The organism is Ralstonia flaminis (assembly GCF_958415495.1).
Taxonomy (GTDB): Bacteria; Pseudomonadota; Gammaproteobacteria; order Burkholderiales; family Burkholderiaceae; genus Ralstonia; species Ralstonia flaminis.
Map to the genome: position 1 here is coordinate 191,063 of NZ_CATZLL010000007.1, position 20,776 is coordinate 211,838.

General features: G+C 65.5%; 22 protein-coding genes. 7 read left to right on the forward strand and 15 right to left on the reverse strand.

Features of this window, described 5'->3' with window-relative positions; genetic code table 11:
* The first annotated feature begins 25 nt into the window (after positions 1-25).
* Both R2N11_RS13185 and R2N11_RS13190 read left to right on the forward strand, forming a co-directional pair.
* The gene (locus tag R2N11_RS13185) at positions 26-910 is read left to right on the forward strand and encodes a LysR family transcriptional regulator (RefSeq protein WP_199030702.1); all 885 of its coding nucleotides are present in this window, start codon (positions 26-28) and stop codon (positions 908-910) included.
* A 146-nt stretch (positions 911-1,056) separates the two neighbouring features.
* Complete coding sequence (locus R2N11_RS13190; RefSeq protein ID WP_316681360.1) at positions 1,057-2,010, forward strand: AEC family transporter; 954 nt, start codon at positions 1,057-1,059, stop codon at positions 2,008-2,010.
* Positions 2,011-2,061: 51 nt separating this feature from the next.
* On the opposite strand, the gene R2N11_RS13195 is transcribed toward R2N11_RS13190, so the two are convergent.
* Both R2N11_RS13195 and R2N11_RS13200 read right to left on the reverse strand, forming a co-directional pair.
* Entirely contained in the window at positions 2,062-3,105 is a 1,044-nt protein-coding gene (locus tag R2N11_RS13195; protein ID WP_316681361.1) for an alpha/beta fold hydrolase, read from the reverse strand.
* A 41-nt stretch (positions 3,106-3,146) separates the two neighbouring features.
* A complete protein-coding gene (locus tag R2N11_RS13200; protein ID WP_199030699.1) occupies positions 3,147-3,545 on the reverse strand; it encodes a cupin domain-containing protein in 399 nt (132 codons plus the stop codon).
* Between the two features lie 329 nt (positions 3,546-3,874).
* On the opposite strand from R2N11_RS13200, the gene R2N11_RS13205 reads away from it, so the two are divergent.
* Together R2N11_RS13205 and R2N11_RS13210 are read left to right on the forward strand one after the other, a co-directional pair.
* Entirely contained in the window at positions 3,875-4,099 is a 225-nt protein-coding gene (locus R2N11_RS13205; RefSeq protein WP_316681362.1) for a hypothetical protein, read from the forward strand.
* Positions 4,100-4,143: 44 nt separating this feature from the next.
* Positions 4,144-4,917, forward strand: a complete 774-nt coding sequence (locus R2N11_RS13210; RefSeq protein WP_430715441.1) for an alpha/beta fold hydrolase — start codon at positions 4,144-4,146, stop codon at positions 4,915-4,917.
* A gap of 27 nt (positions 4,918-4,944) precedes the next feature.
* Here the strand turns inward: R2N11_RS13210 and R2N11_RS13215 are convergent, their stop codons facing one another.
* From R2N11_RS13215 to R2N11_RS13265, 11 genes are all read right to left on the reverse strand, one after another.
* Positions 4,945-6,036: an acyl-CoA desaturase gene (locus tag R2N11_RS13215; protein ID WP_316681363.1), complete on the reverse strand. Its 1,092-nt coding sequence runs from the start codon at positions 6,034-6,036 to the stop codon at positions 4,945-4,947.
* Positions 6,020-7,150: a sterol desaturase family protein gene (locus tag R2N11_RS13220; RefSeq protein ID WP_316681364.1), complete on the reverse strand. Its 1,131-nt coding sequence runs from the start codon at positions 7,148-7,150 to the stop codon at positions 6,020-6,022. The genes R2N11_RS13215 and R2N11_RS13220 overlap by 17 nt, the downstream gene beginning before the upstream one ends.
* Complete coding sequence (locus tag R2N11_RS13225) at positions 7,147-7,770, reverse strand: phosphatase PAP2 family protein (protein ID WP_316681365.1); 624 nt, start codon at positions 7,768-7,770, stop codon at positions 7,147-7,149. Before R2N11_RS13225 ends, R2N11_RS13220 begins: the two co-directional genes overlap by 4 nt.
* Entirely contained in the window at positions 7,767-9,077 is a 1,311-nt protein-coding gene (locus R2N11_RS13230) for a F390 synthetase-related protein (RefSeq protein ID WP_316681366.1), read from the reverse strand. The genes R2N11_RS13225 and R2N11_RS13230 overlap by 4 nt, the downstream gene beginning before the upstream one ends.
* Complete coding sequence (locus R2N11_RS13235; RefSeq protein ID WP_199033299.1) at positions 9,074-9,880, reverse strand: MBL fold metallo-hydrolase; 807 nt, start codon at positions 9,878-9,880, stop codon at positions 9,074-9,076. The genes R2N11_RS13230 and R2N11_RS13235 overlap by 4 nt, the downstream gene beginning before the upstream one ends.
* Positions 9,868-10,884, reverse strand: a complete 1,017-nt coding sequence (locus R2N11_RS13240; protein WP_199033298.1) for an NAD-dependent epimerase/dehydratase family protein — start codon at positions 10,882-10,884, stop codon at positions 9,868-9,870. Before R2N11_RS13240 ends, R2N11_RS13235 begins: the two co-directional genes overlap by 13 nt.
* Positions 10,881-11,867: a 3-oxoacyl-[acyl-carrier-protein] synthase III C-terminal domain-containing protein gene (locus R2N11_RS13245; RefSeq protein WP_316681367.1), complete on the reverse strand. Its 987-nt coding sequence runs from the start codon at positions 11,865-11,867 to the stop codon at positions 10,881-10,883. The genes R2N11_RS13240 and R2N11_RS13245 overlap by 4 nt, the downstream gene beginning before the upstream one ends.
* A gap of 161 nt (positions 11,868-12,028) precedes the next feature.
* Positions 12,029-12,733, reverse strand: coding sequence for a Crp/Fnr family transcriptional regulator (locus R2N11_RS13250; protein WP_199032121.1), 705 nt, complete (start codon positions 12,731-12,733; stop codon positions 12,029-12,031).
* Positions 12,726-13,361, reverse strand: coding sequence for a 2-hydroxychromene-2-carboxylate isomerase (locus tag R2N11_RS13255; RefSeq protein ID WP_199032120.1), 636 nt, complete (start codon positions 13,359-13,361; stop codon positions 12,726-12,728). The genes R2N11_RS13250 and R2N11_RS13255 overlap by 8 nt, the downstream gene beginning before the upstream one ends.
* Before the next feature lie 9 nt (positions 13,362-13,370).
* On the reverse strand, positions 13,371-14,045 hold the full coding sequence (locus R2N11_RS13260) for a 3-oxoacid CoA-transferase subunit B (RefSeq protein ID WP_316681368.1): 675 nt from the start codon (positions 14,043-14,045) through the stop codon (positions 13,371-13,373).
* Positions 14,046-14,075: 30 nt separating this feature from the next.
* Positions 14,076-14,840 carry a CoA transferase subunit A gene (locus R2N11_RS13265; RefSeq protein WP_199032118.1) on the reverse strand — a complete coding sequence of 255 codons (765 nt, stop codon included), beginning with the start codon at positions 14,838-14,840 and terminating at the stop codon, positions 14,076-14,078.
* A 244-nt stretch (positions 14,841-15,084) separates the two neighbouring features.
* Here R2N11_RS13265 and R2N11_RS13270 point away from each other — a divergent pair, with 244 nt between their 5' ends.
* Positions 15,085-16,305, forward strand: a complete 1,221-nt coding sequence (locus R2N11_RS13270) for a cation:proton antiporter domain-containing protein (protein WP_199032117.1) — start codon at positions 15,085-15,087, stop codon at positions 16,303-16,305.
* Between the two features lie 65 nt (positions 16,306-16,370).
* Positions 16,371-16,925 carry an NADPH-dependent FMN reductase gene (locus R2N11_RS13275; protein WP_199032116.1) on the forward strand — a complete coding sequence of 185 codons (555 nt, stop codon included), beginning with the start codon at positions 16,371-16,373 and terminating at the stop codon, positions 16,923-16,925.
* Positions 16,926-17,357: 432 nt separating this feature from the next.
* On the opposite strand, the gene R2N11_RS13280 is transcribed toward R2N11_RS13275, so the two are convergent.
* Entirely contained in the window at positions 17,358-17,975 is a 618-nt protein-coding gene (locus tag R2N11_RS13280; RefSeq protein WP_233177090.1) for a hypothetical protein, read from the reverse strand.
* A 372-nt stretch (positions 17,976-18,347) separates the two neighbouring features.
* On the opposite strand from R2N11_RS13280, the gene R2N11_RS13285 reads away from it, so the two are divergent.
* Positions 18,348-19,061, forward strand: a complete 714-nt coding sequence (locus tag R2N11_RS13285; RefSeq protein WP_199032115.1) for a GNAT family N-acetyltransferase — start codon at positions 18,348-18,350, stop codon at positions 19,059-19,061.
* Positions 19,062-19,138: 77 nt separating this feature from the next.
* On the opposite strand, the gene R2N11_RS13290 is transcribed toward R2N11_RS13285, so the two are convergent.
* Complete coding sequence (locus tag R2N11_RS13290; protein WP_316681369.1) at positions 19,139-20,767, reverse strand: COG3904 family protein; 1,629 nt, start codon at positions 20,765-20,767, stop codon at positions 19,139-19,141.
* Between the last annotated feature and the right edge of the window lie 9 nt (positions 20,768-20,776).

Consider the following 20,776-nt stretch of genomic DNA (forward strand, 5'->3'; position numbering starts at 1 on the left):
ATCCGATCAAATCTCGCTCCTGATCATGTCTTTACGCGCACTGAGAACGCTCGTCGCCATTGCCCGCCACCGGACGTTTGCCCGCGCGGGTGAAGCCATCGGGTTGACGCAATCGGCGGTCAGCCTGCAGGTCAAATCACTGGAGGAGGAGTTCAACGTGCGCCTGTTCGATCGCTCGCGCCGCGAGCCTTCGCTCACGGAAGCGGGGCGCATCGTGCTTGCGCAGGCCGAGCAGATCCTGGCCCTGTACGACCGGATTCCTGATGCGCTGAGCGACGAGAAATCGCTGGTCGGCCGGTTGCGTATCGGCGCCATCCAGACCGCGCTGTCCGGGCCGCTGCCCAATGCGCTGCTGACCTTGCGGCGTGATCACCCAGGGCTGCGCGTGCACGTGGCGGCCGGCATGTCGGCCGAGCTTGCACAGCGCGTGGCTGATGGCGAGCTGGATGCGGCGATCACCTCGCAGCCCGTGCGGCCGCATCCGGCCGAGTTGGTCTGGTCAACGCTCTATGAAGACCGCTTCTGGTTGCTGGCCCCGCCGCAGTACGCAAAGCACGACGCGCGTGCGCTGCTGACCGAACTGCCATTCATCCGGTTTGACGCGCAGGCGTGGGCCGGCCGGATGATCGCTTCGGAACTGCGCCGCCTGGGCGTGCGGGTGCGCGAAGAGATGGTGCTCGACAACAAGGACACCATCGTGCAGATGGTGGCGAGCGGCCTGGGCGCTGCCGTGGTGGCGCTGTCCGATGCCGTGCTGACGCAGCTGCCGCCCATCACACGCCTGCCGTTCGGCCAGCCGCAGACGCGCCGGGCCGTCGTTCTGCTTGAACATCAATCGCGTCCGGCAGAGCGCTTCACACAGGCATTGGCCGATGCGGTGGTCGAATCTGCCATGAGTATTTCTCGTTGATTGCACGATCAATCACAATGATTGCTGCTGTCACGGCGTGATAGCTTGGCGGTGTTCCTGTTCTGATCGAGCATCGCCATGTTGTCGCGCATCTCTTCCCACACGTCTTCCATATTGGTTGCGTACCTTTGCGCGGGAGTCCGGCCATGACCGCCGCGATCCTGCTGGCCCTGGCGCCGGTTGCCCTCCTGGTTGCGCTCGGTTATGGGCTCAAGCACACCGGTTTCATTGCAGATGCGTTCTGGCCGCAGGCTGAGCGGCTCTGCTACTACGTCCTGCTGCCTGCGCTGTTCACGCATGGCCTGGCGAGTGCGCACTTGCAGGCGTTGCCGGTGTTGCCGCTGGCCGGCACGCTGATCGTGGCAACGGTGGTGGTGGCGGTGGCCCTGGTGCTGACCCGGCCCTGGATGGGTGTGGACGGCGCGGCCTTCACGTCCGTATTTCAAGGTGGCGTGCGTTTCAACAACTACGTGGGCGTGTCACTGGCTGCGGGGCTCTTCGGTGCCAAGGGCATTGCGTTGGCCGCTGTGTGCAACGCGGCCATCGTGCCGACCGTCAATCTGCTGTGCGTGCTGGTGTTTGCGCGTTTCGGTTCGGTGAGGCTGAGCGGCAAGGCGCTCGTGCGCCAGATCGTGACGAACCCGCTGGTGGTGGCGTGTGTGCTGGGCATCGGCATGCAGATCGCCGGCCTGCAGGTTCCAGGCTTGATCGAGCCTGCGGTGCGTTCGCTCGGTGCGGCGTCAATGCCGCTCGGTCTGCTATGCGTGGGGGCGGCGCTGAACTTCAGCGGTGTGCGCTCGTGGGTGCAACCGGTGGCCGTGTCGTCGCTCGTCAAGTTTCTGGCCATGCCGGCGTTGACGCTGGTAGTGGGCCACGCCATCGGGTTGACCGATGTGGCGCTGATGGTCGCGCTGCTGTTCCAGGCGCTGCCGACGGCGTCGTCGTCCTACATCATGGCGCGCCAGCTCGGCGGTGATGCGCCACTCATGGCAGGGATTACCGCGGCGCAGACCGTACTGGCCGCCGCCGCCATGCCAGCCGTGATGACACTGCTGGTGGTGACACGCGGGTTGCCGCAGGGGTTGATATCCGCCTTGTGAGTGCGCAATCCGGTGATCGGCTTCCCGTGCATCACCGGATTGCTGTTTTCTTCAAAGCCGCACCACATCCAGCATCGCCTGCACAAATGCCTTGGGCGCTTCCTGCGGCAGGTTGTGCCCAATGCCACCGCCGATGTTCCGGTGCTGGTACTTGCCCGTGAACTTCTTTGCGTACGCAGCCGGCTCCGGGTGCGGTGCGCCGTTGGCATCGCCTTCCATGGTGATGGTGGGCACCGTAATCGCCGGTGCAGCGGCTAGGCGCTTTTCCAGTGCATCGAACTGCGATTCACCCTGGGCAAGCCCCAGGCGCCAGCGGTAGTTGTGGATGACGACGGCCACGTGGTCTGGGTTGTCGAACGCCTTGGCGCTGCGGTCGTAGGTGGCGTCGTCAAACTTCCACGTGGGCGAGGCGAGCTTCCAGATCAGGTGGTTGAAGTCTTTGCAGTTGGCGGCATAGCCTTGCGCGCCGCGCTCGGTCGTGAAGTAGAACTGATACCACCACGCAAACTCCGCCGCTGGTGGCAGCGGTTTGCGGTTGGCCTCCTGGCTGCCGATCAGGTAGCCGCTTACCGAAACCAGCGTCTTGCAACGTTCCGGCCACAGCGCCGCGATGATGTCTGCCGTGCGTGCCCCCCAGTCGTAGCCGCCAAAGTGGGCTTGCTCGATCTTGAGCGCATCCATGAACGCGATGATGTCGACCGCCAGCGCAGCCTGTTGCCCATTGCGCGGTGTCTCTGCCGAGCGGATGCGCGTGGTGCCATAGCCGCGCAGGTACGGCACGAGCACGCGATAGCCGGCGGCGGCCAGTGCCGGCGCCACCTCCGCATAGCTGTAAATGTCATACGGCCAGCCGTGCAACAGGATCACGGCGGGGCCGTTTCTCGGGCCCAGGTCTGCGTAGCCGATGTTGAGTACGCCCGCATCAATCTGATGCAGGGTGCCAAACGGATTGGCCTGACCAGCCGACAGCGCATTCGATGTGGATGGCGCGGGCTGCGCATGCACAAGCTCGGCCAGCCCGAGATCGAGCACGCCGATGCTAGCGATGGTGGTGCCAAGAAGACGGCGGCGACGGAGGTTGACGGCGTTCGACATGGGTTCTCCCTTCAGGTGTTCGGGTGGTTGGATGAATGCGCTTACCGGACGAGCTGGACGAGCGGCTCGCCTTTCCTGACCACGTAAGTCGCCAGCTCCGATGCCTTGCCGCTGCCGACGTTTCTTGCCGAATGCGCGACACCGGCCGGAATGAACAACGACTCACCGGCTTGCAGCGTTACCGGCGGCTTGCCGTCGAGCCGGTACTCAAGCGAACCCATCAGCACGTGGGCGATCTCTTCGCCCGGATGTGCGTGGTTGGGGGCGAACGCCTTCTCATCAAAATCGACCCGCACCTGCAGGGTTTCATAGCCATTCGCGCTCAGGTTTTTGTGAACGAGGTCGGTGCGTTGCACGCCGTCTGACTGGGCCAACGCGCTGTGCGAAGCAAAGGTGCTTCCGAGCACGAGCAGGGCAGCGGCGATTCGAATCGGTTGCATGGGAACTCCTGAAATCAAGGATGGATGACGAGGGGGGGCGAGGAGTGGTCCTGCCTCGTTCCCTGCATTAGGCGGCTGCGGTGTATCCCGCATGTTTCACGGTTCTGCCGATTTGTATCGCTGTGTACCAACAGGCTTCGGTGACTGGGGTTTTGTATGCGCATGTATCCGGCCATGGCGGCGGTACACGATCAGACAAAACGGGCTGCTGCCTGCTACGTGCGGGATACGTCCGCACGCTTCAATGCATTCCGTGGCCTGACGTTGAACCGATACGAAGCAACACCGGGCCGCGTACTCCCCAACTCATCCTTCTGAGGAAAACGATCATGGCCCGCAATCTCGTCAAGTCTTTTGCTGTTGTTGCACTCGCCGTTGCTGCCGCTGGTGCGCACGCTGCCACCGCGTTTGGCGGCGCACGCGACCCGTACACCGAAGGTGCGCGTTCTGTTCAGGAGGCGCGCGACGCCTACACCGAAGGCGCTCGCTCGACCGACATCTACACAGACGGCGCCCGCACGGCTGATCCCTACTACGACGGCGCCCACGCTTGAACCACCCATCCACCACACACTCGCTCAACGACTCTGGAATCGACATGTTGAAACGCAACGCTGTCTCCCTCGCATTGCTTGCACTGGGTATGGCCACCAGCGCACCGCTCCTGGCGGCGGACGCCGACCAGACTTCCGTGGTGATCGTGCACGGCGCGTTTGCCGATGGCTCGGACTGGGCCAAGGTCATTCCGCTGCTGCAGGTCAAGGGTGTGAAAGTCCAGGCTGTGCAGAACGGGCTGAACTCGCTGGCCGACGATGTGGCCACCACGCGCCGCGCCATCGGCAACCAGCCCGGCAAGGTCGTGCTGGTGGGGCATTCGTGGGGCGGCACGGTCATCACCGAGGCCGGCGCGGACAGCAAGGTTGCCGGGCTGGTCTATGTGGCAGCCTTTGCGCCGGATGCCGGCCAGTCGACGGAAGAGGTCGGCAAGGACTACGCACCGGCGCCCGGCATCGGCAAGCTGGTGGCGGATGCCAACGGCTATCTCTCGCTACCCGCTGCAGCGCTGGCGAGCGACTTTGCGCAGGACGTACCGGCTGCGCAGGCGCGCGTGATGGCCGCCACGCAGGGGCCCATCAAGGCAACGGCATTTGGTGAGCGGACCACCGTGGCTGCATGGCAGAGCAAGCCCTCGTGGTTCATCGTCAGCGAGCACGATCGGATGATTCAGCCGGACCTGGAGCGCGCCATGGCCAGGAAGATCGGTGCCAAGGTGACGAGCTTGCCGACCAGCCACGTGCCGCAGCAGTCGCGGCCGCAGGAGGTGGCGAAGGTCATTCTCGACGCCGTGCATGCGGTCGAGGTGCGCAACTGAGGTGCGCGTGCGGTGATGGCTTGCGTGTCAGCTTGGTCGCTCACCCATCGCGCGCAGAAAGGTCTGTTGTGCGGCCAGGAGCTCTGGATAGGTGAGCGTGCGGTAGTCGAGCGCATGCAGGCGTGCAACCTCTGCTATGCGTGCGGCCAGCGCTGGATAGTGCCGATGGCTGTAGGTCGGAAACAGATGGTGTGTGAGGTGCCAGTTCAGGCCGCCCAGCCAGTAGCCGATCCACGCCGGTTGCGGCTGCCAGTCGCATGCGGTGTGGAAGGCATGTTCATGCCACGTGTGCGGCAACCGACCGGATTCGGGCGGCAGATAGAACGTCACGTCGGCCCAGTGCGTGCCCAGGATCAGCGCCACCAGTACGCACGACGCGAGCATCTGCCCGACAAGGTAGCCGAACGCCACCCAGCCCCAGCCGAGGCCCATCCGATGTGCTACCCAGGCCGGCACGGCCACGGCCATCAGCAGATGCAGCGCCTTTGCGCACAGAAAGGTTGCCCAGCCCCGCAGGCCCGGCAGCACGCGGTCTGTTTTGAGTGCGGTGAGCCCAAGGCGGTCTGACCAGTCATAGATCCAGTTGATGTATGGCAGCGACAGCGCGGCGATCAACGGCCAGTAGCAATGCTGATACTGAAACTGCGGATACCACGGCTGAAACGGCGTCTGCCGCAGGAAGCGGTTGGCGGCGGTGTCGAGGTCGTAGTGCTCGATGTTGGCGTGCGCGTGGTGATAGTGCACGTGGCGCACCGTCCAGTATGCGGGCTCGATGCCGAGCGGGATGGCGGTGAGCCGGATCATGGCGCTGTCCAGCCACGCCCATGGCGACAGCGCCCGGTGCGCGCCATCGTGCAGCACGTTCATGGCTAGCAGCATCGCGAAGAACGGAAACGCGAGATAGGCCAGCACGAAGACGACCGGGCTCGCAGCCGTGACCATGGCGGCATAGAGCAGCGCTGCGCAGGTCGCGAGAAGCAGGCCTTTGACGATCAGGCCGAGATCGGCAAAGCGGTGGTCGCCGTTTGCCTGCAGGTAGCCATGCGCGGCACTGCGCAGGTCATCCGCCAGCGTAGATGCGCGCGGTGAGGCGTAGCGGAGCTTACTGAGATTTGGCATGCGGTGAAGATTGCAACGGTGTGCCCGTACGCAGCGCATGCCACAGGGCGCAAGCGAGGCCATGTACACCCAGCGCAACGGCCAGGCCATTGGAGAGCGCATCGCCAGTACCGCACACACCGATCATGAGTGCAGGCAGTGCGATCGCCAGCAAAGACCACAGCCAGCGGCCCCATGCGCGCCCGTCCGACAGGCCGCCCAGGGCAACCGTCAGCAGCAGGATGAGGGCAAACCACACGGCCTGCCAGTGCCCCAGCCAGAGGCCATCGGTACGCACGTAGTCGATCACCACGCCAAAGAGCAACACGCCGCCGGTGGCAATCCAGCCGACCGGTGTCACGCGCGTGTTGCGCTGCAGATGCGGGGCGCGCAGGCCGAGCCAGTGCAGTGCGGGCACGATGTTGGCCCAGAACGGGTTGTCGCTGTGTGTGGGTGTGTGCACGCCGTAGCGGATCGGTACGTCGGGCAGGGCGCGCTGGTAGGTGCCGAATAGCTTGTCCCACAGCAGCAGCGTGCCGCCGAAGTTGCGGTCGATGTATTCCGGGTTGCAGCCGTGGTGTACGCGGTGGTTGGCTGGTGTGACCATGAACCTGTCGAGCACGCCCGAGCTGCCCACCAGCCCGCAGTGGTTGTAGAACTGCACGGAGTAGTGCAGCCCGGATACCGCCACGAACATCTCGGGCGTCACGCCCAGCAGCGCCAGCGGCACAAAAAACGGCAACGAGGTCAGCGACGACAGCCACGCATTGCGTACCCCCAGCGACAGGTTGAAGTGTTCGCCCTCGTGATGCACCGCGTGGATGGCCCACAGGAAGCCGAACCGATGGTGCATGCGGTGCAGCCAGTAGAAGCCCAGGTCCCACGCCACGAAGGCAAAGGCCCAGCCGATGACCGGGTGCCAGCCATCCACCCAATGCAGGCTGGCATTGGCATACAGCCAGGTGAAGCCAGCCACCTCCAGGCCGCGGCACAACCACATCAGCACGTGACCGGAGTTCAGGTTAAGGATGACGTCGCGCCACGGCAGCGGCTGGCCGCGCCACCACTTGAGTGCAGCCAGCTCCAGCAGCACGCAGCCGAGCATGAGGGCCAGCGGTAGGGCAAATGCATTCATGTCGATACGGTTTCAATCGAGAGGGTAGGAGCGCGCCGCGCGAGCCAATGGCGCGCGGCCACGCCGCACAGTACGCCCACCGCCACGCCGGCAGACAGGTCGAGCGCAACGTGCCGGCGTGTCTGGATGGTTGCATACAGCACGCCGAGCCCCCACGCCGCTGCCAGCAACGTACGGATGGGCTTGCGCGCATCGGCCAGCGCCCAGACAGAGAGCGCCGTGAGCGCGCCATGCAGCGAAGGCAGGCAGTTCTGGCTCGAATCCATGGCCATCAGCATGCGTTGCACGCTGGCCGGCAGAGACCCGTCGGCCAGCGGCGGGTAGTGCAGCGTGGTCGGCCAGAGTAGAAAGACTGCGCCGCTCACCAGGGCGCTCATCTGCATGGCGCGTTCCAGCCAGCGCAGCCGGTGCATGTCAGCCAGCAGATACGCCAGCGGAATCAGCGCAAAGAACGACAGGTACAGCCAGATGCCCGACGTGCTGAACGGGATGGCACGGTCCAGCGCCGTCTCGGGCACCACGGTGCCCGCACCTTGTAGTACACCGCATGTGCCGTAGACTAGGCCGACTGAACACCAGCCCAGCGCCATATGACGCAGGCGAGCGGCGAGCGGGCTCATTGGGCGGCTCCCGATGCGGCAAGCCGGACGATGCGGCGCCGCTTGGTGGTGAAGTCGATCGCAATAGTTTGCGGTGCCGGGTGCCATGTCACACGCGTCATGTCGACGCCCTGGCAGGCAAACACGTCTGCCAGATGCGCCTGGCACGCACGGACGATGTCAGCACTGGTGGGGCTGACGGAGAGTGCCAGCGTGTGCGCGTCGGTTTGCACCAGGCGGTAGTCAGCCAGCAGCGGCAGCGCTTGCGCCAGGGCGCGCGAGCATACATCCGCAAACAGCGTAACGGTGCCACCGCCGTGTGCAGGCAGCACGAGCGTGTCGTCACAGCGGCCTTCGATGCGCTCGATGGTCATGGCGGGGTTGCCGCAGGGGCAGGGCGGTAGCGCGGGGTCTTGGCGGATGAGGATGTCGTCCAGCCGGTAACGCACGATGGGCTGCGTGCTGCGTGTGAAATCCGTGACGATGGGCGCGAAGCGGCGGTCGTCCAGCCACTGCGGCTCGATGTGCACGTGCGCCTCGTTCAGGTGCAGCGTGCCGTGCGCACAGGTGGCGCCCAGGAAGCCCTCGGTGGCCTGGTAGACCTCGCCCACGTTGCCGAATGCCTGCGCCAACAACACGCGGTCCATCGGTTCCAGCACCTCGGCGCCGGAAAGCACTTGCACCGGTGCGATGTCGAGCCGGCCAGCCAGCTTTTCCAGCGCCAGCGCGCGCAGCACCTGCGCGGGCCCCACGACGATGGTGGGCTGCAACGCCTCCAGCGGCGCGCGGTGCGATTCGAACGGCGCGAACAGATCAAAGAACGCGAACGTCAGCCACGGGTTGCGCACCGCCGTGTACAGGTTGTTGTTGGCACGCAGGAACAGGGCGACGCGCTCCCCGTGCAGCAGCCCGCGCGGCAGCAGCTTGGCGAGCAGGACGCCGGCCCATTGGGCGCGCTCTGCAGGGCTGACGACAAACACGCTGCGTCCGCCCGATGTGCCGGAAGACAGGCCCACCGAATACGGACCCACCATCGGCCGGAAGTCACGCGACTGCTCGGCCTGGCGCGCGCAGGCCAACACATCGTCCAGGCGCAGGCCGGCGGTGTTCATGGTGTCGAAGTTGGCCATCATGGTGGCCTTGTCCATCAGTGGCCACTCGCGCATCGGCTTGGATGCGAAGGCGCGAAAGTACGGGCTGCGCGTGAGCACACGCCGCGTGAAGCGCGCAATCTCGTGCTGCTGGTGCGCCTCCAGCGCGGCACGGTTGGCTGGCCGCAACCGGCGCGTCTGCCAGTACGACCACAGCAGGCGGTGGAATGCAGTCACAGCGCGCCCTCGTGTGTAAGCAGGATGCGTACGTGGCCGCCCGCGTCGAGCGCATGCAGTTTGCGCAGCGTGTCGAAGTAGGCGTGGCGGTCTTCCATGATCGAATAGGCCAGCACCGACGGCCCACGCAGTTCGCGATAGCTCAGTGGTGACCACGCGGCATCGGCCGCCAGCAGCACCCAGCCATCGTGCGTGCTGACAAACGCGCCGATGTGCCCGGCGGCGTGACCAGGCAGCGGCACGAGCAGCACGTCGCCGTTGCTGTCGGGCAAGGCCCATGCAGATGTGAACGGCGCCAGCTCGGGCGGCAGCGTGACCTGTTCGAACTGCTCGACAAAGCGCGTGCGTGTTTCGAAGTCCTCGGGAATCAGCCCCGGCACGAAAGCACGCCGCAACGCAGAGACACCACGCAGCGCGCGCAGGTGCATCCAGCCCTCGCCCGAGCAGATGACGGGCACACCGGGAAAGTCGCGCAAGCCGGCCACGTGGTCACCGTGGAAGTGCGAGACGATCAGTCCATCCAGGTCGGCTGGCCGCAGCCCCTGCTGCGCAAGCTGTGCCGCCATTGACTCCGCCGTATCGAAGTACACCGGCGTGACCTTGCGGTAGATCGCAAACAGGCCGTTGCGCGTGTGGTCGTGAAAGTGCGACGCATAGCCCGTGTCCCACAGCCAGCGGCGGCCGGCGGTTTCGATCAGCCATGCGCGCGCCGGAAACGCACACGTGCGCAGGCCCGCGCCGCGCAGCGCCACGCAGGCCGTGTGCGTGCAATAGCCGGCTTCAAAGACCGTTAGCGTTGCCATATGCGGTTGCCATGTTCACGTAACCAGTGGGCCGTGCGGCGGATGCCTTCCGCCAGGTCGATGGGCGGCACGTAGCCGAGTTCGGCGCGCGCATGGTCGTTGGCGAGCGTCATGTCGTAATGCAGGGCAGCGGCGCTGTAGCGCGTGAGCAGCGGCTCGCGGTGCGTCATGCTACTGGCCGATTCCATGAGACGCGCCGCAAGTGCCATGGCCGGATACGGCACAGCGCGAATGCGGTAGCGCAGGCCAAGCTGCTGCCCCAGCAACTGGTCCAGCAGATCGCGCAGCGTAGCAGGCGCATGGTTGGTGATGTTGTACGCGGCGCCGCTGGGCACGTCGGCCGTGGTGGCGCACTGCATGGCGTGCACCACGTTCTCCAGATAGGTCAGGTCCATGCGCGCGGCGCCGCCACGCGGCAGGGGTAGCGTGCCGCCACGCAGCTTCAGCAGATGCAGGATGCGCGGCAGCACCACGCGGTCGTGCGGGCCAAACAGCCCACGTGGGCGCAGGATGACGAAGCGCGTGGTGTCTTGCGCAGCAGCGTGCTGCTGAATCACGTCTTCCGCCAGCATCTTGGTTGCCGCGTAGTGATTGGCGAAGCGGGCGGGGCGATAGGTCTCGGGCAGGTTCGCGTGGTGCCGGTAGTCGAAGTAGATCGACGGCGTGGAGATGTGCACGAAGCGCCGGATGCCGTGCTTGACCGCACCTTCGGCCAGGGCGGCCGTGGCGAGCACGTTGGCTGCATGGAAGTCGTCATAGGCACCCCACGGCGACGACAGCGCCGCGCAATGCCAGACCGTATCGACACCCTCGAACAGTGCATCCAGCGTAGCTGGCGTGAGGCGTGCAAGATCGGCCGGCACGTAATCGGCACCGCGTGCAAGAAAGGCTTCTCGCTGCGCGGCATCGCGCCCGGTGGCACGCACGCGCACACCCTGTGCCAGCAACGCGTCGACAGCGTTGCGACCCAGCCCGCCCGTGGCGCCGGTCACCAGTGTCGTCATAGTGTCAACACCATGCCGCCGAGTGTCAGCCCCGCCGCGGTGCCCACCAGCAGCACTGGGCGGCCCGGCTCAATGCGCCCACGCGTGACGGCTTCATGCAGCGCAGTGGGAATCGACGCGGCCACTTGGTTGCCGTGCTGCGCATAGATGTCGACCACGGCGGCTTCAGGCACGCCCAATCGTTTGCGCAAGTGCTGCATGCCAAGGTGGCTGGCCTGGTGCGGCACGACCACGTGCATATCGCGCAGCGTGTAGCGGCTGTCCGCAAACAGGCGCTCAAGAAAGCCATCCATCAACTGTGAAGCCAGCCTGAACACGCGCTTGCCATCCATGTGGAACAGATAGTCGGACGGTTGAGCCCCCGTACGCGGGTTGCGGCGTGTGCCACCGGCGGGGATTTCGCAGAAAGTCTTGCCGGCCGGGTAGGTCTCCATGCGATAGGCGTGGATGCCGACGCCGGACGCTGCAGATGCAGCCTCGACAATCACCGCGGCCGCACCATCGCCAAAGATCAGCGCCGTCTCTGCATCGTTCCAGTTGATGCCGCGCGAGGCAAGGTCCGATGCCACCACGGCAATGCGCCGGTAAGCGCCCGTCGTCAGCAGGTTGGCCGCCACGTGTAGTGCGGTGACAAAGCTCAGGCAACTGGCATTGACGTCAAAGGCGGGTGTGCCGGCGGGCAGCCCCGCGGGCTCCAGGATGCGCGTGGCCGTGTTGGGCAGTGCCTGCTCTTGCACGCCCGAGGCGGAGATCAGCAGGTCGATGGAGGCAGCGGACACATCGGCGCGGTGCAGGGCATCGCGCACGGCGGCAGCGGCAAGTTCTGACTGGTACTCGGCAAGCGTGGCATGGTGACGCACGTCAATGCCGGACTTCTTGCGTACGTAACCGGCTGAATGGCCCAGGCGCGTATCCAGCTCTGCGGACGTGACCCGTTGTGCCGGCAGCGCCTTGCCGGTGGAAAGCAGATGAATCGGCAGCATAGATGCAGGCGCGCACGCGGTGCGTCGCCCTGGTTCCTCTTCCGGCTGCGGGCGGCGCAGTGTGCGTGCCGCAGCGTAACGATCTTGTCTTGTAGTGCCGCGATTCTAGCGGCTGCTGGCGACTGTATCGGATGAAGATTCCTTAACAGAGCCGGGAGCTCTCAGGCGCCATAGCTGCGCAGGCGCTCCAGATCCACCACCGTTACGCCACCGTATTCCAGTCGCACCACGCCGTCTTTCTCCAGTGCTTTCAGTGACTGGTTGGCAACCTGCCGCGTCATGCCGGAGAGCAGGCCGAGTTCTTCCTGCGTGATCTCCAGATGGTCGCCCGCGCCGGGGTAGAGCACCGGATTGAACAGTGAAGCAATACAGCGTGCCAAGCGTGGCGTGACATCGAGCAGGCGGTCGTATTCGAGCAGCGCCATGAAATGACCGAGCCGCTCGTTGAGCTGTTTCACCAGGAAGCGGTTGAAGGCCACGCTGTTCTCGACCAGCCACATGAAGGTGGCGCGCTCCATGAAGGCCATGCGCGTGTCGCGCAGCGCAATGATGTCGTAACGGCGCGGCTCGTTCTTGAGCACGGTGCCCTCGCCAAACCAGCCGCCGGCCGGCACGCCCGTGAACGTGACGCTGCGCCCCTCGGGCGACACCGTGCCGATCTTGATCAGGCCGGTCACCACGCCCGTCCAGCTTTCCAGCAGCGTGTTCTTCGGGCAGATGCAGGCGCCACGCGCGTAGGTTCTTTCGACGATGCCGGCGCAGGCGCGGTCGGCCTCGTCGCCGGGCAAGTCGATCGACCAGGCAGCAATATGCGCGAGCCGCGCACGGCTGATGCCGGGGCGCGAGTTGGTGTCGTGTTCAGCCACGCTGGATACCCACTGGCAACGTGCTCACGCGCTGTGCCTCGGGTGTGGCAAGCCAGTCGGTCGTGAGGCACTGCAGGAACAGGGCGGTGGCGTCCTCACCCCAGAACAGCTCGCCGTCATGCACCAGTGTGGGCACTCCAAATACGCCGAGTGCAATGGCGGCATCCGTGTTCGCACGCAGGGCGTCTTTCACGGCGGGTTGCTCAACGGCCGCCATGCCTTCAGGAAAGCCGATGGCCTCGCACAGTGCGGCAAAGCCTTCGGGCGATGCAACATCCTGCCCATCACGCCAGATATGCCGGAACACCGCGCGCACGGCATCGAGCGAGCCGCCCATCGCAATCGTCAGCCGCAGCGCCTTGATCGGGTTGAACGGATGCGCAGGCGGCATGCGGAACGGAATGCCAAGCTGTTGCGCGCGGAAGAGTGCGTGCCGGTACGTGAACACCCGCTTGGCGCCGATCTCCGCCGGGCCCTTCTGGCCCCAGTGGTTCAGCAGTGCGCCCAGCACAATCGGGCGTGGGCGGATGACAATGTCGTGCGCCGCCTGCAGCCGGTCGAACTGCTCAAGCTGCAGGTAGGCAAACGGCGAGATGACATCGAAGAACCAGTCGACAGTGGTGGGCATGAACGTTCCTTAAGCGGCACGCATCTGCAGCAGCGGCGCCAGTGTGAAGGGGGCGGCTGTCATGGTGCGAATGTCGGCGAGTGTCGCATGCGAGAGGATTTCGCGCAGTACAAGCCCCGCGTCGGTCACGTCAAACACCGCGTGCTCGGTCACGATGACCTTGACGCAGCCCTGGCCCGTGAGCGGCAGCGTGCAGCGCGGCAGGATCTTCGAGTTGCCGTGCTTGTCGGTATGGGCCAGCGCGGCAATCACCTTGCGCGTGCCGTAGCACAGGTCCATCGCCCCACCGATGCCGGGCCACCACTTGCCGTTGCGCTCGCACGCCCAGTTGGCGAGGTTGCCCAGCGCATCCACCTGCAGCGCACCGAGGATGGTCACGTCGATGTAGCCGTTGCGCATCGCGCCCAGCGAGGTGGCGAGATCCATGATGGCTGCGCCAGGCGGCAGGGTGATAGGCTCGCAGCCGGCATTGGTGACGTCGCTGTCGATGGCGTCCAGCGCGGGGCGTCCGCCAAAGCCGAAGGCGCCGTTCTCGGTGTGGAAGATGACGCCGGCATCGGCATCCAGATAGTTGGCCGTGAGCGTCGGGATGCCCAGGCCGAGGTTGACGACTTCGCCCGCGCGCAATTCCTGCGCGCAGCGGGCGGCAATGCGTTGTTTGGGGTGCTCGGGCAGCGGGTGCATGGCGGTCTCCTTGTCGTTGTGATCGGGTGATCAGGCCTGGGCAGTGGCCGGCAGGCGCCCGAGCTTGGTCCAGTGCTGCTTGTAGAGCGCGTGCTGGTCTTCCAGCGATAAACCTTGCACCACGGCGTTGACGAATACACCCGGGCAGCCGACGCGCTCGGGCGGGATCGTGCCCACTTCCACGATCTCATTCACTTCGACGATGGTGTAGTCGCCCGCCATGGCGATGTCGCGCTGGTTCTGCAGCGCCGTGCCGCGAAACTCCACGTTGCCGAAGGTGTCGGCGCGCCAGCCCTTGATGATCGACACGTCGGCGCGCAGGGGAGGCTCCACGAAACAGGTCATGCCGTCCACGGTCAGCGTCTGCTTGGGGGTGCCGCGCGCGGGGAACATCCCCGGCTGGTCGAGGATGCCCACGCCCACCGGCACGAGTGCGCCGCCCAGGCCCAGCGCGCCCGCGCGCACTTTCTCGGCCCAGGTGCCCATCGGGAAGAACTCGGCCACGCGCACGCTGTCGCTCAGGTAAGCCTGTGTCGATTCATCCGTGGTGCCGACGTGCGTGCCGATGTACTCCGCCAACTGGCCCGAGGCAAACAATCTGGCCTTGAGAAAGCCGCCGCGCAGGCCAGATGTGTTGGCGATGAGGGTGAGCTGGTTGATGCTGCTGGCGAGCAGTGCCTCGATGCAGCAGGCGGGCTCGCCGGCGCCCACGAATTCGCCCAGCATCAGCCGGCTGCCGCTGCGGACGTGGGCAATGGCCTCGTCCACAGAGAGGACTTTGTTGGCGTAGCGCATGTGTTTTGTCTCCTGGTCTGCCCGACGGGAGCGGGTCTGCGGCGCAGTGTAGGAGCGGCGCGGTGGCTGCGATGTCTTCTGCATGACATTTGCTTCGTAAGGTTTGCCAAGCCGCATCCCTTATAGTTGTGACGCACCGTGAACAAATTGGCACCACCGTTGTCGCACAAGGGCCCGCAGGCCCGATCCCGCTGTTCCGCTGGTCCACCCCGTCTTTCAATCCGCCCCAACGTCACAGGAACGCATGCACGTCGACACCCCGCTCATCTCCACCGTGATTGGTGGCCTGGTGCTGGCTTTCATCTTCGGCACCATCGCGCATCGCCTGCGCTTGCCGCCGCTGGTGGGCTATCTGGTGGCTGGTGTCGTTGCCGGGCCGTTCACCCCGGGGTTCGTGGCAGACCAGAGCCTGGCGCCGCAACTGGCCGAGCTGGGTGTGATCCTGCTGATGTTTGGCGTGGGGCTGCATTTCTCGATGAAGGAGCTGCTGGCGGTCAAATCCATCGCCATTCCGGGCGCGCTTGGGCAGATCGCACTCGCCACACTGATGGGCATGGGGCTGGCGTGGTTGCTCGATTGGAGTTGGGGTCCCGGGCTGGTGTTCGGGCTGGCGCTGTCGGTGGCCAGTACGGTGGTGCTGCTCAAGGCACTGGAAGACCGTGGCATTGATGGCTCGCACGAAGGCCATATCGCTGTCGGCTGGCTGATCGTGGAAGACCTCGTGATGGTGGTGACACTGGTGCTGCTGCCGGCGCTCTCGGGCGCGCTGGGCGGGGCTGGCAGCACGACCGTGGGCGCGTGGGACATCGTCAAGGTGCTGGCCATTACGCTTGGCAAGGTGGTGGCGTTTGCCGCGCTGATGCTGGTGGTGGGCCGCCGCGTGATTCCGTGGATGCTGGAACGCATTGTCATGACCGGCAGCCGTGAGCTGTTCCGCCTGGGGGTGCTGGCGACCGCGCTGGGCGTGGCTTACGGGGCGACGGTGCTGTTTGGGGTGTCGTTTGCGCTGGGTGCGTTCTTTGCCGGCATGGTGCTGGCCGAATCCCCCTTCAGTCAGCGCGCGGCGGAAGAATCGCTGCCGCTGCGCGACGCCTTCTCGGTGCTGTTCTTTGTGTCGGTCGGCATGCTGTTCGACCCGAGCGTGCTGGTTGACGATACCTGGGCGGTGCTGGGCACTGTGCTGATCGTGGTGGTGGGCAAGTCGCTGGCGGCGTTTGCCGTGGTGCGCGCCTTCGGCCATGCCAATCGCACGGCTCTGACGATTTCCGCCAGCCTTGCACAGATCGGCGAGTTTTCGTTCATCCTGATTGGTCTGGGCATCAGCCTGGAGATCCTGCCGGTGCGTGCCCGCGGCCTGCTGCTGGCGGCGGCCATCCTGTCGATCCTGCTGAACCCGCTGATGTTCGGCCTCATTGACCGCCTGAACAAGCGCGCTGCGCTGGCCGAACCGGCGCGGGCGGAATAGGGCGCCGCCCTCGAGGCTGCGCGACGTTCAACACCCCCGGAACCTTTGTCGAGCGAGGCGTCCTCATGAGCAATCTGATTATCGGTGTCATCGTCGGCAGCCTGCGCAAGGCGTCGTTCAACCGCCAGTTGGCGCACGCGCTGATCGGGCTGCTACCGGCGGGCGCCACCGCCAAGATCATCGAAATTGGCGAGCTGCCGCTGTACAACCAGGATCTGGACGGCAACCTGCCCGAGCCGGTACAGCGCTTCAAGGCCGAGGTGGCTGGCGTGCAGGCGCTGCTGTTTGTCACGCCGGAATACAACCGCGGCATTCCGGGCGTGCTGAAAAACGCGATCGACTGGGGTTCGCGGCCGTACGGCCAGAGTGTGTGGGGCGGCAAGCCCGCGGGCATTGCGGGGGCATCACCCGGGGCGATCGGTACGGCCCTGGCGCAGGCGCAACTGCGCAACGTGCTCTCGGCCGTCGGCGTGCAGATCGTGCCGTTGCCGGAGGTGTTCTTTCACTTTGCGGGGGAACCGTTCGACGCCCAGGGCGGGGTGACGGAGGCGCGCACGCGCCAGTTCCTGCAGGGGTTTGTCGACCGATTCGTCCAGTGGGCGGACGCTAAAGGCGCCTGAGACGCGCCTGACGAACCAATCGACTTGAATTCAGGCCGGGCGGGAAGGGGTCCTGCTCGGCCGTTTTGACTTCTGGGGCGGGTCGAACCCCATTTGGGCTTTAGGCCAGGAAGGAGGCTGCGCTGATGAGCCAGCCTGCTGCGACGCAGCTTGCGATCCAGGCAGCCATGACGGCGCCAATATCCAACCATTTCATGATTGTTCTCCTTGCAACACTTGCATGTATGTCCAGGCAATCGATGTCTGGACAACTGGAGCGAAGTTTAGGTGTTGCAATGCGGGAGAACAATATGGTTCGGGGTGAACAGACTGTTCCAAAGGTAACAACAAATTTCAAGCCTTGCGTGGCGCGGCCTGCGCTTGCGTGCTGACGGGTCGACGCCCCGGCGCGTGATGTTGCTACGCAACAAAATGCGCGACTTTCGGCGTGGCCTATTTCATGCGGAAGGTGGCCGCCACCGCATCGGCAAAGTGGGCTTCCTCGGCGAACGTGGGCTGGTTATGCCCAGCCGCCCCGAATACCCGCAGCAGATACACCGCACCGTTGCCGAAGAAGGCATAGCCTCGGACCATCGCGGTCTGGTTGCTGGACGTGTGCCACTCGCCTTCCCAGTAGATCACGTGGCGCTCGCCCAGTCTTCGTTGCGCAGGGGTTTTGCCGCGGATCAGGCGCGCGGCCCAGACGGGGAGGTCGCCGTGTACTCGCGATTCCATATGGTTGAGCAGAATCGCCAGATGGCGCGGGGGAATGCTCTCCAGATATTGCGGCGTGCCTTTTTCGAAATCGGATTTGCGCACAGTCACCAGGCCAAAGCCTTCGGATGGCGTGGCTTGCTGCGCAAACACCAGCCGCGACGGCCCGAACGGTGAGTTAATCGTCCCAGCAACAGATGGGATGGGGGCATCCTGGCCCAACCGAAGTGGCCCCCACGTACGCGGCAAGGCAACGGTTGCATCGGTGTCGACGCGTACGGTGGCCAGGTTGGCGAACTTTGGGCCGGCCAGCGCGGGGTTGCATGGCGCCAGGCAGGCAAGGGCAATCCACAACATGAAGGCGGATCCGCATCGGCCGTGGCGGCGAATCCACCTGTTGAACAATGGCGCCACGCGTGGGCTCCTGAAAGAGGACAGCTGGCCGAGGCGTTGGCCGATGGAACGATGCATCTCGCATGCGGACGCTCGCCTTGCGCGTGGCAAAGCGCGTGCCCGCGCCGTTTCCTGGCGCTGTCCTCCCCCGGTCGCCAACAATATCGACTCATGCTGCCGGGCGCTATTGCCACGTAGCGGGGCGCCGAATGGACTAATCCACATAAGGTGCTGCCGGCCGTGGTTCTATTGTGTTACGAGCGGATGGCTCTTTTCACGGAGCCACGAAATTCGGTACGGTACAGGCTGCACTGATGTCCGAACCCCAGGTTTCGTATGACTGCCACCACGCTCAATCCCTACCAACAGCCTATCGGCAACGCTTTGCCGGACTGGAGCCCGCGGCCGTTGCCGCCGCATGTGCCGTTGGCCGGACGCTACTGCCGGCTGGAACCACTGGATGCAGCGCGCCATGCCGACGCGTTGTTCGAGGCGTTTGGCCACGCGCAGGACGGCCGCGATTGGACCTATCTGATGGAGGGTCCGTTTGCCGATGCCGGTGTGTTTCGCGCCTATATCGAGCGCATCGCCGCAAAGCGTGATCCGCTGCAGTACGCGGTGATTGACGCGCGCACCGATCGCGCGGTCGGCACGCTGGCGCTGATGCGCATCACACCGGACCACGGCGTGGTGGAGGTGGGTGCCGTCACGTTCTCGCCCTTGCTGCAGCGCACGCCGGCTTCCACCGAGGCGCAGTTTCTGCTGATGAAGCACGTGTTCGACGAGCTTGGCTACCGCCGTTACGAGTGGAAGTGCGACACGCTGAATGCGCCTTCCCGGCAGGCCGCGCTGCGGCTGGGTTTCGAGTTCGAGGGTATCTTCCGGCAGGCGGTGGTCTACAAGGGCCGCAGCCGCGATACCGCGTGGTTTTCCATCATCGATGCCGATTGGCCCCCGTTGCGTGCGGCATTCGAGCAGTGGCTGCTGCCCGACAACTTTGACGGACAGGGCCGTCAGCGGGCGTCGCTTGCCGCGCTGCGTGCGTCCTAGTCATGCCGGCAGCGCCGCCCCCCCCACGCACCGGCGGCCGGTGATCTGGACGATGGCTGCGCGACGGGCAGAGAGCGTTACATGTCTGGGGCAGACGCGCGTGCGTACATGCCACGCAACGCGAGTGCACGTTCGGCTTCCGGCAGGGCCAGGATGGAATGCGCGAAAGCGATCAATGCCTGGCAACGCTCGGCGGGCGGTGTTGTGTGCCGCAGCGTGGGCAAGGTCAGCACGCGTTGCTCCTGCAGCGGCAGGGCTGCTACGGCCAGCTGCAGCGCTGGCAGGGCCTGCGCACGGGTGACGACGGGCACGTGTTCCGGGTCTGCTGCCTGTACCAGATCGGAGAACAGGGTTTGCTCGCGCGTGATCAATGCGCGCGGCAAGCGTGCGGCCGCAGCGCCGGCATCGGCCGTGCCGTCCAGGTAAGCGACGCAGGCTTCGGGGCTCAGGCGTTGCAGTGCCTGGGCTTCCTCAATGGTCAGTTGCGCGTTGGCAAACAGCAGCACGTCCGGCGCGGTCGGGATGAGCGCGCGATACAGCTTGGCCGACTGCGTATGCAGCAGCGCCATGACCTCGGCATCGCCGGCATTGCGCTGCAGGGCCTGCCATACGGTGTCGAGCAGGCGGCTGAAGTGGGCGGGGTATTTGCGTTCCAGCGCCGCATAGAGCGCAACGCTGCGCAGCTCGGCGGCCAGCGCATCGCGCGTGGTGAGTTGGGTGGCCATCGTGGCGTATTCCCCGCCGGGCGAAACGCGCGTGACGATATGGTTGTCCAGCAGCTCCTGCGCGGTGGGGAACCACATGTGGTCAAAGGGCGTGTCCTGCACGCGGCGAATGAACGCGTCGGGCAGGCCGGCGGCGGTATAGGCACGCCACAGCTCGCTGTCGGTGGCACCGGGCGTCTGGTCATGGCTGGCGCCGACGGCGCGCGGGCGATGGAAGCCGATGCGCGCGTTGGGCGCGGCGGCACGGTCTTCGCTCGCCAGGAAGGCGATCGTGCAGGCTGAGGCACAGGCGCGTTCCACATAGGTGCGCAGATGGTGGCGGCGGATGACGTCGGCCACCAGTGCGCCTTCGCGCAGCCAGCCGCCTTCGGAGCGCAGCACGACGGCGGTGGCGTTGGGCGCGCGGCGCAGCGCAGCTTCCAACGCATCGGCTGCGCCATCGTTCATCCCGCCGGTGAAGAGCACCGCGCGGCCGTCACGTTGCGGGACCACGGTAAAGGGCGATGCGGCTTGCTCGCCGAGCGCGGTGCGCAGGTGCGCCTCCAGGCGCGGCACGTCATTGATCACGCGCGAGCTTGTGCCAATGGCACCCAGCGCGATCATCAGTTTGGCAACGAACGGCCACAGGCTCGTCATTCCCGCTTGCCGGTTGCGTGCCTGTTCGCGCTCGGCCGAACGCCACGTGCCGACCACCGCCCAGACCCACAGCACCACACCCAGCACGTAGATCACCAGCAGCGCCGACGAGGCCGCGCGTGCCGGCGCATTGTGTGCCAGGGCGTGTGTGACGCCGGCACTCAGCGCCATCACACCGAATTGCATCAGCGCGGTATGCAACCAATACGAACGGACGAGGCTGTAGTCACCGCGCCAGTGGCGGGCGAAGAAGTTGCGGGACGGCATGCGCACCTGCTGCGGGTCGGCTGGCGCGTTCGGGTCTGACGGGTGAGTGGGAGGGAGGGCGTCGCTGGCGGCGGTCATGCGGGTTCT

Excerpts from the sequence above, each read along its gene's own strand:
- R2N11_RS13185 (WP_199030702.1), top strand. The coding sequence starts at position 26 with ATGTCTTTACGCGCACTGAGAACGCTCGTCGCCATTGCCCGCCACCGG.
- R2N11_RS13190 (WP_316681360.1), top strand. The coding sequence starts at position 1,057 with ATGACCGCCGCGATCCTGCTGGCCCTGGCGCCGGTTGCCCTCCTGGTT.
- R2N11_RS13195 (WP_316681361.1), bottom strand. The coding sequence starts at position 3,105 with ATGTCGAACGCCGTCAACCTCCGTCGCCGCCGTCTTCTTGGCACCACC.
- R2N11_RS13200 (WP_199030699.1), bottom strand. The coding sequence starts at position 3,545 with ATGCAACCGATTCGAATCGCCGCTGCCCTGCTCGTGCTCGGAAGCACC.
- R2N11_RS13205 (WP_316681362.1), top strand. The coding sequence starts at position 3,875 with ATGGCCCGCAATCTCGTCAAGTCTTTTGCTGTTGTTGCACTCGCCGTT.
- R2N11_RS13210 (WP_430715441.1), top strand. The coding sequence starts at position 4,144 with ATGTTGAAACGCAACGCTGTCTCCCTCGCATTGCTTGCACTGGGTATG.
- R2N11_RS13215 (WP_316681363.1), bottom strand. The coding sequence starts at position 6,036 with ATGCCAAATCTCAGTAAGCTCCGCTACGCCTCACCGCGCGCATCTACG.
- R2N11_RS13220 (WP_316681364.1), bottom strand. The coding sequence starts at position 7,150 with ATGAATGCATTTGCCCTACCGCTGGCCCTCATGCTCGGCTGCGTGCTG.
- R2N11_RS13225 (WP_316681365.1), bottom strand. The coding sequence starts at position 7,770 with ATGAGCCCGCTCGCCGCTCGCCTGCGTCATATGGCGCTGGGCTGGTGT.
- R2N11_RS13235 (WP_199033299.1), bottom strand. The coding sequence starts at position 9,880 with ATGGCAACGCTAACGGTCTTTGAAGCCGGCTATTGCACGCACACGGCC.
- R2N11_RS13240 (WP_199033298.1), bottom strand. The coding sequence starts at position 10,884 with ATGACGACACTGGTGACCGGCGCCACGGGCGGGCTGGGTCGCAACGCT.
- R2N11_RS13245 (WP_316681367.1), bottom strand. The coding sequence starts at position 11,867 with ATGCTGCCGATTCATCTGCTTTCCACCGGCAAGGCGCTGCCGGCACAA.
- R2N11_RS13255 (WP_199032120.1), bottom strand. The coding sequence starts at position 13,361 with ATGCCCACCACTGTCGACTGGTTCTTCGATGTCATCTCGCCGTTTGCC.
- R2N11_RS13260 (WP_316681368.1), bottom strand. The coding sequence starts at position 14,045 with ATGCACCCGCTGCCCGAGCACCCCAAACAACGCATTGCCGCCCGCTGC.
- R2N11_RS13265 (WP_199032118.1), bottom strand. The coding sequence starts at position 14,840 with ATGCGCTACGCCAACAAAGTCCTCTCTGTGGACGAGGCCATTGCCCAC.
- R2N11_RS13270 (WP_199032117.1), top strand. The coding sequence starts at position 15,085 with ATGCACGTCGACACCCCGCTCATCTCCACCGTGATTGGTGGCCTGGTG.
- R2N11_RS13275 (WP_199032116.1), top strand. The coding sequence starts at position 16,371 with ATGAGCAATCTGATTATCGGTGTCATCGTCGGCAGCCTGCGCAAGGCG.
- R2N11_RS13280 (WP_233177090.1), bottom strand. The coding sequence starts at position 17,975 with ATGTTGTGGATTGCCCTTGCCTGCCTGGCGCCATGCAACCCCGCGCTG.
- R2N11_RS13285 (WP_199032115.1), top strand. The coding sequence starts at position 18,348 with ATGACTGCCACCACGCTCAATCCCTACCAACAGCCTATCGGCAACGCT.
- R2N11_RS13290 (WP_316681369.1), bottom strand. The coding sequence starts at position 20,767 with ATGACCGCCGCCAGCGACGCCCTCCCTCCCACTCACCCGTCAGACCCG.